This window comes from Lentzea albidocapillata, assembly GCF_000719115.1.
In the GTDB taxonomy this organism is placed as follows: domain Bacteria; phylum Actinomycetota; class Actinomycetes; order Mycobacteriales; family Pseudonocardiaceae; genus Lentzea; species Lentzea albidocapillata.
This window is the reverse complement of record NZ_JOEA01000001.1, coordinates 404,952-417,211: the sequence shown is the minus strand read 5'-3', so window position 1 is coordinate 417,211 and position 12,260 is coordinate 404,952. Positions and strand designations below refer to the sequence as shown.

Here is a 12,260-nt window from a genome sequence, read left to right as displayed (position 1 = left end):
TATCTTCTCAAAGGAATACCTCGACGAGGAGGTATTCATATATTACTGGCTGTGTTTCGGCACGCTGTTGAGTTCTCAAAGAACACGCGCACACCGCAGCTCATCTCCGAGGAGACTTACTTCCGGGGCTGTGTCAAGCTTAGAAGTCTTTCGCCGCACTCCGTTCCGGCTGTGTTTCCCGGCCCGTTCCGTGCTGGCATGGAGAAATTTACACGGGGCCCCCATGAGATCCAAATCGGGGGTCACTTACGGCGTAACCGCAGGTCAGGCACCACGCGGACGGCCCAAACCCGCCAAGATCGACGCAGAGTGTGACCGGGACCACGCCGACAATCTTGGCAGTGACACTCCGTGGGGTCTCAGCGAGGTGCGGCCGGCAGGTGCACGGTGACCGACAGACCGCCGGTCGGCACGGCCACTGCCTGCGCAAACCCGCCATGAGCAGCCACCGCGGCACGCACGATCGAGAGCCCGAGACCCGTCCCGGACTGGCTGGTCCGGTCCTTGACCCCGCGGCGGAACGGCTCGAACAGCTCTTCCACGCGGTCCGGCGGGATCAGCGGACCGGACGACGACACCCGCAGTACGGACCACTGCGGCCCCGTCTCCACCACGGTCTCGATCCATCCGCCGACGTGGTTGTGGCGGACGGCGTTCTCCAGCAGGTTGCCGGCGATCCGCTCCAGCAGTGCGGGATCCCCGATCGCGAGCGCCGGCACGCAGCGGAACACCGTGCGTAGGTTGCGTGCCTCGGCCTCGGCCCGTGCGGCTCTCCACGCCGACTCGACCACGGCCGACAGGTCGACCGGCTCCCGCACGGCGAGCCCAATGCCGTCAGTGCGGGCGAGCAGCAGCAGCGCGGACACCAACTGCTCGGCACGCTCCCCTGCCGAACGCACGACACCGGCCATGCGTCGCAGCTCGTCGACATCGGCATCCGGATCGGAGAGAGTCACGTCCAGCTCGGTGCGCACCACCGAGAGGGGAGTGCGCAGTTCGTGCGATGCGTTCGCCACGAACCGGCGCTGCGAGTCGAAGGCGGCTTCCAGCCGGTCGAGCATCGCGTCGAACGTGTCCGCGAGTTCCGCGACCTCGTCGCGCGGGCCTTCCAGCCGCAACCGCGACCCCAGCGACTCAGCCGACAACCGGCGGGCAGCCCCCGTCACGTCGTGCAGGGGCTTCAGGACACGACCGGTGAGCGTCCACGTCAGCACAGCGGCGGCCACGACCATGCACGCGAACGCGATCAGCCCGGCTCGCAGCAGGTCCTGACGGGCGGCGGCCGTCAACGCGTCGGTCAGCACCTTCACGGTGACGATGACGCCGTCGACCGTGACCTGGGTGTCGGAGGGGAACGACGGCGACGAGTCGAAAACCCGCCCGACCAGCGTCCACCCGAGGAACAGCAGGACAGTGCTCACCACCGCGACGAGCGCGGTGGTGAGGAGCGTGATCCGAAGGCGAAGCCCTGGTCCGCGCCTTCGCATAGGTCAGTCCTCAGCAGATCCGTTCGAAGCACTCGGCACCCGGTAGCCGGAGCCCACGACGGTGTCGATGATGCCCGGTTCCCCGAGCTTCTTGCGCAACGTCATCACAGTTACGCGCACGGTCGTGGTGAACGGGTCGGCGTTCTCGTCCCACACGCGCTCAAGCAGCTCCTCGCTGCTGACGACCGAGCCCTTGGCCGAGAGCAGCACCTCGAGGACGCCGAACTCCTTGCGGGTCAGCTCGATCGGCTGCCCGCCGCGCGACACCGTGCGCCGCGCCGGGTCCAGTTCCACGTCCTGGGCGGCGAGCAGCGGAGGCGTCGCCGGAGTCGCACGGCGGGCCAACGCCCGTACGCGCGCGACCAGTTCGGGGAACGCGAACGGCTTCGCGAGGTAGTCGTCCGCTCCCAGCGACAGCCCGGACACGCGATCCTCGATGGACCCGCTCGCCGTCAGCATCATGACCCTGGTGAGCGCGCCGGAGCTGAGGATCTCCTTGCACAGCTCGTCGCCGGACATCCCCGGCAGGTCGCGGTCGAGCACAACCACGTCGTACCGCGTGACGGTCGACTTCTCGTGCCCGGTCTCGCCGTCGTAGGCGACGTCCACGGCCATACCTTCGCGCCTCAGGCCGCGAGCGATCGCGTCGGCCAGTGGCGCCTCGTCCTCGACTACCAGAATCCGCACGCTTCAAAGGTGCCATACCGACCTGAGAAGGCGCTTAACGACACCTTCACTTCCTGCGTGCAGGCCTGTCGACCACGACCGTCGAGGCGGTCTGAAGTGCGCGGATCTCCAGCAACGCCGGGTGCTCCTCCGCCAGCCGGGCCGCGTTCAGCAACGACCGCAGCGCCGCCGTCTCGCCTCGTGCCCGCTCCAGCGCCGCACGCCCCTCGGACGCCGCCACCAGCTCGGCCAGCGCGGCCCGCCGCAGCTCACCGGGCATGACTACATCGCGCACGGCCACGTCCGACACCGAGATGCCGAACTCCGCGGCGCGAGCAGCGACCGCGGCCAGTACCTCGGCCGCAATGGCCTGGCGCTCAGGATCAACGGCGGAGTGCGCGCGCGTCACCACCGCACCGCGCAATGCAAGCTGCACGGCGGTGTAGAGCTCGTCCTCGGGAGACGCCGACTCCACGACGAATGCCGTTGGCGACGACACGGCCCACCGCACCACAACGGTCACACGCACCAGAACGCCGTCCGCGGTCGGTACGTCCTGAGCGGCCGGGCTCATCGTGCGCGGCCGGATGTCGACGTGGTGCAAGACGGCGCGCCACGGCACCCGGTGACGTCCGGGGCCGAGTTCACCGACGAACACTCCGTGGTCGAACCGGACAGCCCGCTCCCACGGGTACAACGTCTTCTTCACGACTTCCCCCCAAACGTCCGGGCAGACCACGACCCCGGTCGGCGGAGCGAGGAACGGGAGTCCACAAGGGACTCGCAAAGCTCCTTGCCCCCGTGTGCGACCGGGGTCGTGGTTTCAGGGATCGAACCTGATGCTTCTAAGGCACCCAACACCCGCCTCGATCGCGGGACCCTGAACAGGGAGACCTGCCGGGCCGCAAGAAAGCGGGCGTGAGGGGGAGGTTAGCCGACCTGTTTGTCCGCCGGCGCGTCAATTTCGACGGGCAGGCACTCCAGGCGAGCGGCCCACTCCGTCACGCGGCGTGCGACGTCCTGTGCGGTGATGCCGCACAACGCCAGCACCTCGCCACGCTCACCGTGGTCGTGGAACTGTTGCGGCAACGCGATGTCACGCAACGGCACCTCGACGTCGGCATCGCGCAGGGCGGCCGCGAGAGAGGAACCGAAGCCACCGTGGCGGCCACCGTCCTCAACGGTCACCACGAGCTTGTGCGACGCCGCCATCTCCACGAGGTCCACCGACATCGGATAGATCCACCGCGGGTCGGCCACCGTCACGCCGATGCCCTGATCCTCCAGCCGTTGCGCGGCCTCGAGACCGAGCCCGCCCAACGCGCCGACCGTCACCAGCAGCACGTCGGAACCCGACCGCCGAAGCACGTCCACGGAACCGACGCGCTCCAACGCGGGCAGGTCCGGGCCTACGGAGGCCTTCGGGTAGCGGATCACCGACGGCGCGTCCGAGATCGCCACGGCCTCCCGCAACTCCTCGACCAGCGTGCCGGCGTCACGCGGCGCCGCCACGTGGACGCCGGGGATGACGCCGAGGATCGACATGTCCCACATGCCGTGGTGCGACGCGCCGTCCGGGCCGGTGACGCCGGCCCGGTCCAGCACGACCGTGACGCCCTGCTTGTGCAGTGCGACGTCCATCAGCAGCTGGTCGAACGCCCGGTTGAGGAACGTCGCGTAGACGGCCACGACGGGGTGCAGGCCACCGATCGCCAGTCCGGCGGCGGAGGTCAGCGCGTGCTGCTCGGCGATGCCGACGTCGAAGAACCGCTCCGGGAACGCCTTGGCGAACGGGTCCAGGCCGGTGGGCCCCTGCATCGCGGCGGTGATCGCCACGACGTCGGAACGCTCGCGGCCCACGTCCACCAGCGCGTCGGAGAACACGTGCGTCCAGGTCCGGCTGGACGGCTTGACGTCCTCGCCGGTGATCGGGTCGATGACGCCGGTGGCGTGCATCTGGTCGGCCTCGTGGTTCTCGGCCGGCGCGAACCCCATGCCCTTGCGGGTGACCGCGTGCACGATCACCGGGCCGCCGAACGACTTGGCGCGCTGCAGTGCGGACTCCAGAATCGCCATGTCGTGGCCGTCGACCGGGCCGATGTACTTGAGGCCGAGGTCCTCGAACATCGCCTGCGGCGCCAGCGCGTCCTTGATGCCGCGCTTGGCGGCGTGCAGGGCGGCGTAGAGCGGCTTGCCGAAGAACGGCGTCTGCTGCAGCGCGCTCTTGCCCTTCTCCAGCACGCGCTCGTAGCCGGGCCGCAGCCGCAGCGACGACAGGTGGTCGGCGAGACCACCGATCGTCGGTGAGTACGAGCGGCCGTTGTCGTTGACCACGATCACGACCGGACGTGTCCTGTCCGCCGCGATGTTGTTCAACGCCTCCCAGCACATACCGCCGGTCAGCGCGCCGTCGCCGACGACCGCGACCACGTGGCCGTGGGCGCCGTTGATCTGCTTCGCCTTCGCCAGTCCGTCGGCGTAGGACAACGCCGTCGACGCGTGCGAGCTCTCCTGTACGTCGTGCTCGGACTCCGACCGCGACGGGTAGCCCGACATCCCGCCCTGCTTGCGCAGCCGGTCGAAGCCGTCACGACGGCCCGTGACGATCTTGTGCACGTACGACTGGTGACCGGTGTCGAACACGATCGGGTCCTGCGGCGAGTCGAAGACCCGATGCAGCGCCAGGGTCAGTTCGACGACACCCAGGTTCGGGCCCAGGTGCCCGCCCGTCTTGGACACCTTGTCGACCAGAAAACGCCGGATCTCCTCGCACAGCTGCGACAGCTGTGCCTCGTCCATCCGTTTCAGATCAGCTGGTCCGTGCACGGACTCCAGCAGGGTCACCACGCCCACCTCACTCCTGAAGACTTCGGCTCAGTCTACGGAGACGCGACTGAGACGCTGCCTCAGCTCGTCTCAGGGACGAGCAGGGCGATGCACTCCACGTGATGTGTCATCGGGAACGCGTCGAACGCGCGGAGATCAGCGAGCCGGTACCCCTGAACTGTGAATTCGGCCAGGTCGCGGGCCAGTGCGGCGGGGTCGCAGGCGACGTAGACGACCCGCTGCGGACGGCGTCGTGCGACTTCAGCCACAACGACCTTGCCCGCACCCTTGCGAGGGGGGTCGAGGACCACGACGTGAGGGTCTTCCACGGGCAGTTTGCGCGTCACGGCAAGCTCGACCTTGTCCGCCACCCACTCGACCTGGGACATGCGGCGCAGGTTGCGCCGGCCGTCCTCCACGGCACCGGGGAAAGACTCCACGACCAGCACGGATCCGCTTTCGCCGACCTGCCGGCCGAGCACGGACGCGAAGAGGCCCGCACCGCCGTAGAGGTCCCACGCGCGTTGCCCAGGGGCGGCCGCGGCCCACTCCCCCACGACGGATGCGAACGTGTCCGCGGCGGCCGGGTGGACCTGCCAGAAGCCGTCCGCCGAAACTCGCCACTTTCGTTGGGCGGCGGTCTCGACGGCCGTACCGGTTCCGGCGCGTCGCACGGTGTGTCGGCCGCGCACCTCACCCACATGACGGTTGCCGTCACCGTCCTGGACGATCGTGAGCTCCTGTGCCCGCCACTTTCGGTCGGCCACCGCCTCGACCATGCCCGGCCGGGAGATCACACAGTGGTCGACCGGGATCACATCGTGGGAACGCAGGCTGCGGAAGCCCGGTGTTCCGTCGCGGCCGACGGCCATCCGGATGCGGGTCCGCCACTCCAGCGGGCCGCCCGGCAGCGCCTCGACGACCACGTCGCGCTCGATCTTGGCGAGCCTCGCCAGCTGCTCTTGGACGACCTGGGCCTTCAGCTCCCGTTGCGCGTCCCACGACACGTGCTGGAAGTCGCAGCCGCCGCACATCCCCGGGCCGCTGAACGGGCACGGCGCCTCGACCCGGTCAGGTGACGCCTCCAGGATCTCCACGGCGTCCGCACGGCAGAACGACCCGCCGTTGTCCTCGTACACGGAGACCACGACGCGTTCGCCGGGCAGCGCGTGACGCACGAACAGAACGCGGCCCTCATGCCGTGCGACGAAATGCCCGCCGTGCGCGACAGGCCCTACTTCTACTTCGAACTTGCGTCCGGTCCAGTCTTCTTTGGTCGAGCTCATCGGTCGTCAAGTCCCCTTCGGACAGCGCCGGGTGCGATGACGTCCTTGTCTTTGACCTTCACCGAGGATTCGAGCTGCCACGGCACACTCGTCACCATCACACCCGGCTGGAAAAGCAGCCTTCCCTTGAGCCGCAACGCGCTCTGGTTGTGCAGAAGCTGCTCCCACCAGTGGCCGACGACGTACTCGGGGATGAACACCGTAACAACGTCGCGCGGGTTGTCCGTCCGGACGCGCTTGACGTAGTCGAGAACGGGCTTGGTGATCTCCCGGTAAGGGGATTCGATCACCTTCAGCGGGATCTTGAAGTTCTCCTTCTCCCACTCCGCGACGAGCTTGCGGGTGTCGCCGTCGTCGACGTTGACCGTGACGGCCTCCAGCACGTCCGGACGCACGGCCTTGGCGTAGGACAGTGCCCTCAGCGTCGGCATGTGCAGTTTGGACACCAGGACCATCGCGTGGTTGCGCGCGGGCATCGTGCGCACGCGCTCCTGCTTGCGCAGTTCCTCAGCGACGGTGTCGTAGTGCTTGCGGATCGCCGTCATCAACGCGTAGATGGCGGCCATCGCGGCGATGGCGATCCACGCGCCGTGGGTGAACTTCGTGATCAGCACGATGATCAGCACCGTCGCGGTCAGCGCCAGGCCGAACGTGTTGATCGCCTGCGAGCGCCGCATCCGCCTGCGCGCCTGCTCGTCGGTCTCGGTCTTCAGCAGCCGCTGCCAGTGCCTGATCATGCCGAGCTGGCTGAGCGTGAACGACACGAACACACCGACGATGTAGAGCTGGATCAGCCGGGTGACCTCGGCGTCGAACGCGATCACCAGCACGACCGCGAAGCCGGCCAGGAACAGGATGCCGTTGGAGAACGCCAGCCGGTCGCCGCGGGTGTGCAGCTGACGTGGCAGGTAGCGGTCCTGGGCGAGGATCGAGCCGAGCACCGGGAAGCCGTTGAACGCGGTGTTCGCGGCGAGCACCAGGATCAGCGCGGTGACGCCCGTGATGAAGTAGAAGCCGGGCGGGAACGTGTCGAACACGGCCGCGGCGACCTGCGCCACCATCGTCTTCTGCTCGTAACCGGGCGGCGCGTTCACGATCTGCTGCGCCGGCGACTCGGCCATCCGCACGCCCGTCAGCTGAGCGAGCGTGATCAGGCCCATCAGCATGACCACCGCGATGCCGCCCATCAGCAGCAGCGTCGTGGCGGCGTTGCGGGACTTGGGCTTGCGGAACGCGGGCACACCGTTGCTGATCGCCTCGACACCCGTCAGGGCCGCGCAGCCGGACGAGAACGCGCGCATCACCAGGAACACGAACGCCAGGCCCATCAGGTGGTCCTGTTCGGCATGGATCTCGATGTTCGCGCTCTCCGCGCGCATCTCGTCGCCGAGCAGGAAACCGCGGATGAGACCCCACAGGATCAGGCCGAAGATGCCGATCATGAACGCGTAGGTCGGGATCGCGAACGCACTGCCGGACTCGCGGATGCCGCGCAGGTTGACCGCCGTCAGCAGGACGATGGCGACGACCGCGAACTCCGCTTTGTGCGTCGCGACGAACGGGATCGCCGAACCGATGTTCGCCGCCGCCGCCGAGATCGACACCGCCACCGTGAGGACGTAGTCCACGAGCAGGGCGCTCGCCACGGTGAGCCCTGCTCTGCGTCCGAGGTTGACGGTGGCGACCTCGTAGTCGCCACCGCCCGAGGGGTAGGCGTGCACGTTCTGCCGGTAGCTGGCCACCACGGTGAGCATCACCACGACGACCGCGACCCCAACCCACGGCGCCATGGCGTAGGCGCTCAGACCCGCCACCGACAGCACCAGGAAGATCTCCTCGGGCGCATAGGCGACCGAGGACATGGCGTCGGAGGCGAACACTGGGAGAGCCACGCGTTTGGGCAGGAGGGTGTGCGCGAGGCGATCACTGCGGAACGGCCGTCCGACCAGGAGGCGTTTGGCAGCGGTGGCGAGCTTGGACACGGCCAGAGCGTAAGGGGTCCGCTCACCGGGACGGGCTAATGCTCGGTAGGTTCTGCGGAGAGTTCGCCTGAGGAGGCATGTCGTGCACGTGGTGATCATGGGATGTGGCCGGGTGGGGGCGTCCCTGGCCAGGGCCCTGGAGCGACTCGACCACCAGGTCGCCGTGATCGACAAGGATCCGCAGTCGTTCCGCAGGCTGGGCAGCGACTTCCACGGACAGCAGGTCATCGGCAACGGTTTCGACCGCAATGTCCTGATCGAGGCCGGTGTCGAGCGCGCGGGCGCGTTCGCGGCGGTCTCCAGCGGCGACAACTCGAACATCATCTCGGCACGGGTCGCGCGCGAGACGTTCGGTGTCGAGCACGTCGTCGCGCGCATCTACGACCACAAGCGCGCCGCGGTGTACGAGCGCCTGGGCATTCCGACCGTGGCGACGGTGCCGTGGAGCACCGACAGGTTCCTGCGGATGTTGCTGCCCGAAGGGGCGTCGACCGCGTGGCGCGACCCGTCCGGCACCGTGGCGGTGCTGCCGATCGAGGTCGACGAGGCCTGGGTCGGGCGGCCGGTGCGCGAGCTCGAAGAAGCGATCGGCGCGCGCGTGGCGTTCGTGATGCGCTTCGGCACCGGAGTGCTGCCGGACGCGAAGACCGTCGTGCAGGCCGACGACTCCATCTACGTGGCGGCGCTGTCCGGCACGATCACCGACGTCGCGGCGGCGGCGCTGCAGGCACCGGAGGAGAGCTGATGCGGGTCGCTATCGCTGGTGCGGGGGCCGTGGGACGGTCCATCGCGCAGGAGCTCGTCTCGGACGGGCACCAGGTGATGCTGATCGAGCGGGACCGGGCGCACTTCGACCCGAACTCCGTCGAGCAGGCCGAGTGGGTGCAGGCCGACGCGTGCGAATTGTCCTCTTTGGAGGACGCGGGCATGCAGCTGTGCGACGTGGTGATCGCCGCGACCGGTGACGACAAGGTCAACCTCGTGGTGTCACTGCTGGCCAAGACGGAGTTCGCCGTCCGACGCGTCATCGCGCGCGTGAACGACCCGACGAACGAATGGCTCTTCACCGAGTCGTGGGGTGTCGACGTGGCCGTGTCGACGCCACGGCTGCTGGCCGCCATGGTCGAGGAGTCCGTGACGATCGGCGACGTCGTGCGTCTCATGACGTTGCGGCAGGGGCAGGCGAACCTCGTGGAGATCACGCTCGACGAGTCGACGCCGTTCGTCGGCCGGGCGGTCTCGGAGCTGTCGATGCCGCGGGACGCCGCCCTGGTGACGATCCTGCGCGGCGGGCGGGTCATCGTGCCGCAGCCGGACGACACGCTCGAGGGCGGCGACGAGCTGTTGTTCGTCACCACTGCTGCCGTCGAGCAGGACATCAAGAGCGCTCTGGGGTACTAGGTCGCGTTCCGCTGCGTATCTGCGCAGCGGAGGCGGGCACCTACTTCCTGTGAGCGATCAGCTGCCCCTGGTCGGGCGCGAGGAAGAGCTGCGGACCGCGTTGCGGGCGTTGGCCGTGGACGGCGCGGTGCTGCTTTCCGGTCCTCCGGGCGTGGGAAAGACACGGCTGGCATTTGAGGCGCTCGCTGCCGTGCCTTATCCGGTCGTGCGCTGTTATGCCACGGTCGCCACGTCCCAGATTCCGCTCGGCGCGCTCGCGTCGCTCGTGCCCACCGACCTGCCCGCCTCACAGGGTTCGATCCTGCCGTCGTCGTCCGTGCGCGCGGCCGCCGAGCATCTCTCTCGTGGCGAGCGGCGGGTGTTGTCGGTCGACGACGCGCACCTGCTCGACGACGCGTCGTTGTTGGTGTTGCAGCACCTTGTGCGTCACTGGCTGATGCGAGTCATGTGTACCGCACGGCCCGGTTGGGGCATGGAGGGGTTGACCGTCGTCGCGGTCGGCGCGCTGGATCAGGAACGCGCGGACGCGTTGCTGGCGGCGGCTCTCGGTGTGCCGGCCGATGCCTCGACACGGCATCTGGTGTGGGCGAACAGCCGAGGGAACCCGTTGTACCTCAAGGAACTCGTCGCGACGGGCCGGCACTGCGGCGCGTTCACCGAGACCGAGGGCGGGTGGAACTGGAGCGGGCCGCTGGAGCTGTCCGGGCGGCTCGCCGAGCTCGTCGACCTGACGCTGGGACGGCTCGAGGATCCGCAACGGCGGGCGCTGGAACTGCTCGCGTATGGCGAACCGCTCGAAGCCGGGGTGATGTCCGTACCGCAGGACCTCGTGGACATGGGGTTCGTGCGCGTAGGTGACGACGGACGGGCACGCGTCGCTCATCCGCTCTACAGCGCGCGCCTGCGAGCCACCTGTCCGACGTTGCGCGCACGTGCACATAGGCGCGCGTTGGCCGATCGGCTGGAGGCGGAGGGCGCCGGCCGTCCCGGTGACGCGCTGCGCGTCGCGACGTGGCGGCTCGACAGCGGAACGGCCGAGTCGCCCGACGTGCTGACGCGGGCCGCCGAGCAGGCACTGTCCGCTCAGGACTGGGAACTCGCCGAACGACTCGCACGAGCAGCCGTGGCTCGTGGGGCGACATCGCGCGTGGGGCTCGTGCTGGGTCTTGTGCTCATGTACCAACGACAGTGCGCACAGGCCGAGGAAGTGCTCGCCGAGACCATGGCGGCGGGCGGCGACACGCTGACGTTGATGCAGGCCGGCTGTACGCGCGCGTTCAACCTGTTCTTCGGCCTCGGTGACGAGGAATCCGCCGTGGCCGTGCTGGATCGCGTGACAGCGCGGAAGCTGCCCGCCGAACTGGAACACGCCGTGCTGTTCTTCGCGCTGACGTTCGCGCTGGAGGCCGCGCCGTTGCGGATCGCACGGCTGGGCGGTGAACTGCTGCTCGCCGAAGGCGGCTGGGCGGCGACGGCGGGACGGCAGGTGCTGGCGTTCGCGGACCAGTTCGCGGGCCGCTACACCGAAGCCATCGCACGAATCGAGGACAACCACATGGCCGTGCTGGCGACGGCGGGGCGGTTCCCGTCGTTGACGAACGCGGCGAACAGCGTGCGCAACGAGAGCATGCTGCGGTCCGGAGACCTGGTGGATGCGGAGAGGCGGGCCGCACAGGCTCTGGCCGAGGTGATCGAAGAGGATCGCTGGTCGGTCACCCAGGTGCCGCCGCGGGTGCTGCTGAGCCAGAGCGCACGGTTGCGCGGGAAGGCCGCGTGGGCCGTGCGGATCACCGCCGAGGGCGTGCCGGACCCGGCCGCGCCGCCGATGATGTGGGACGTGCTGCTCCTGGCCGAGTTCGCGGCCGGTGCAGCGTTGCAAGGGCAGTCGGATCGCGCTTTTCGAGCCTTGGCACGTGCGGAGGCCGGCTTGCGGCCCGCGTGGCGTATCGCGCAGTTCGCCGTAGGGGCCGCACGGTCGTGGGTGCTTGCTGGCGCTGGCCGCGTCAACGAGGCGATGCAGGCCGCTCTGGACAACGCGGTTTCGGCAAGGGAACACGGCGCGCATTCCGAGGAGATCGGGTCGCTGCACGACGCCGCACGGTTCGGTGCAGACACCTCGCCTCGTCTGCTGAAGCTCGCGAAGTCACGCAAGGAGCCGCTCACGGCCGCGTACGCCTCGCACGCCCAGGCGCGCGCGTTGCGTGACCCCGCAGGGCTGGAGGAGGTGGCGGCGGCGTTCACGGCATGCGGTGCCACGTTGTTCGCGGCCGAGGCGCTCGCGGAGGCCAGCAGGCTGTCGCGCCTGCACGACCGGCCCCGTGCAGCGGACCGGCTGGAACGGCAGGCGGCGGCGCTCGCGGAGACGTTCGACGGCGCGACCACTCCCGGTCTCGTGGTGACGAGCACCCTCGCCGCGTTGACGCCACGTCAGCTGGAAATCGCGCGTCTCGCCGTGGCCGGACTGACGAACGTGGCGATCGCCGAGCGGCTGGCGATCGCCAAACGGACCGTGGACAACCATCTGCACACCACGTACGCGGCAGTGGGGGTGACGGGACGGGGCGGCTTGCGCGAGTTGTTCGGCCACGGCGCGTAAATCGATGTGCGCGGTG

At 68.9% G+C, this 12,260-nt stretch carries 9 protein-coding genes; 3 read left to right on the top strand and 6 right to left on the bottom strand.

Features of this window, described 5'->3' with window-relative positions; translation table 11 throughout:
* Nucleotides 1-359: 359 nt before the first annotated feature.
* The 6 genes from IG04_RS0102170 to IG04_RS0102145 all read right to left on the bottom strand — a co-directional run bounded on the left by IG04_RS0102170 (nucleotide 360) and on the right by IG04_RS0102145 (nucleotide 8,247).
* The gene (locus IG04_RS0102170; protein WP_030474791.1) at nucleotides 360-1,487 is read right to left on the bottom strand and encodes a sensor histidine kinase; all 1,128 of its coding nucleotides are present in this window, start codon (nucleotides 1,485-1,487) and stop codon (nucleotides 360-362) included.
* 3 nt (nucleotides 1,488-1,490) lie between these two features.
* Nucleotides 1,491-2,174: a response regulator transcription factor gene (locus IG04_RS0102165; protein ID WP_030474790.1), complete on the bottom strand. Its 684-nt coding sequence runs from the start codon at nucleotides 2,172-2,174 to the stop codon at nucleotides 1,491-1,493.
* A 46-nt stretch (nucleotides 2,175-2,220) separates the two neighbouring features.
* A complete protein-coding gene (locus tag IG04_RS0102160) occupies nucleotides 2,221-2,862 on the bottom strand; it encodes an SPFH domain-containing protein (protein ID WP_036013252.1) in 642 nt (213 codons plus the stop codon).
* A gap of 221 nt (nucleotides 2,863-3,083) precedes the next feature.
* Complete coding sequence (dxs, locus tag IG04_RS0102155) at nucleotides 3,084-4,997, bottom strand: 1-deoxy-D-xylulose-5-phosphate synthase (protein WP_030474788.1); 1,914 nt, start codon at nucleotides 4,995-4,997, stop codon at nucleotides 3,084-3,086.
* A gap of 62 nt (nucleotides 4,998-5,059) precedes the next feature.
* Entirely contained in the window at nucleotides 5,060-6,265 is a 1,206-nt protein-coding gene (locus tag IG04_RS0102150) for a class I SAM-dependent RNA methyltransferase (protein WP_030474787.1), read from the bottom strand.
* A complete protein-coding gene (locus tag IG04_RS0102145; protein ID WP_030474786.1) occupies nucleotides 6,262-8,247 on the bottom strand; it encodes an APC family permease in 1,986 nt (661 codons plus the stop codon). Before IG04_RS0102145 ends, IG04_RS0102150 begins: the two co-directional genes overlap by 4 nt.
* Before the next feature lie 82 nt (nucleotides 8,248-8,329).
* Between IG04_RS0102145 and IG04_RS0102140 the strand changes: the two genes are divergently transcribed.
* The 3 genes from IG04_RS0102140 to IG04_RS0102130 are packed head-to-tail and all read left to right on the top strand — an operon-like array spanning nucleotide 8,330 to nucleotide 12,244.
* Entirely contained in the window at nucleotides 8,330-8,992 is a 663-nt protein-coding gene (locus IG04_RS0102140) for a potassium channel family protein (protein WP_030474785.1), read from the top strand.
* Entirely contained in the window at nucleotides 8,992-9,648 is a 657-nt protein-coding gene (locus tag IG04_RS0102135; RefSeq protein ID WP_030474784.1) for a potassium channel family protein, read from the top strand. Before IG04_RS0102140 ends, IG04_RS0102135 begins: the two co-directional genes overlap by 1 nt.
* A gap of 49 nt (nucleotides 9,649-9,697) precedes the next feature.
* A complete protein-coding gene (locus IG04_RS0102130; RefSeq protein WP_030474783.1) occupies nucleotides 9,698-12,244 on the top strand; it encodes an AAA family ATPase in 2,547 nt (848 codons plus the stop codon).
* Nucleotides 12,245-12,260: the final 16 nt, after the last annotated feature.

What these genes read in the sequence shown, in the direction of transcription:
- IG04_RS0102135 (WP_030474784.1), top strand. Translation starts at nt 8,992, where the DNA reads ATGCGGGTCGCTATCGCTGGTGCGGGGGCCGTGGGACGGTCCATCGCG.
- IG04_RS0102170 (WP_030474791.1), bottom strand. Translation starts at nt 1,487, where the DNA reads ATGCGAAGGCGCGGACCAGGGCTTCGCCTTCGGATCACGCTCCTCACC.
- IG04_RS0102150 (WP_030474787.1), bottom strand. Translation starts at nt 6,265, where the DNA reads ATGAGCTCGACCAAAGAAGACTGGACCGGACGCAAGTTCGAAGTAGAA.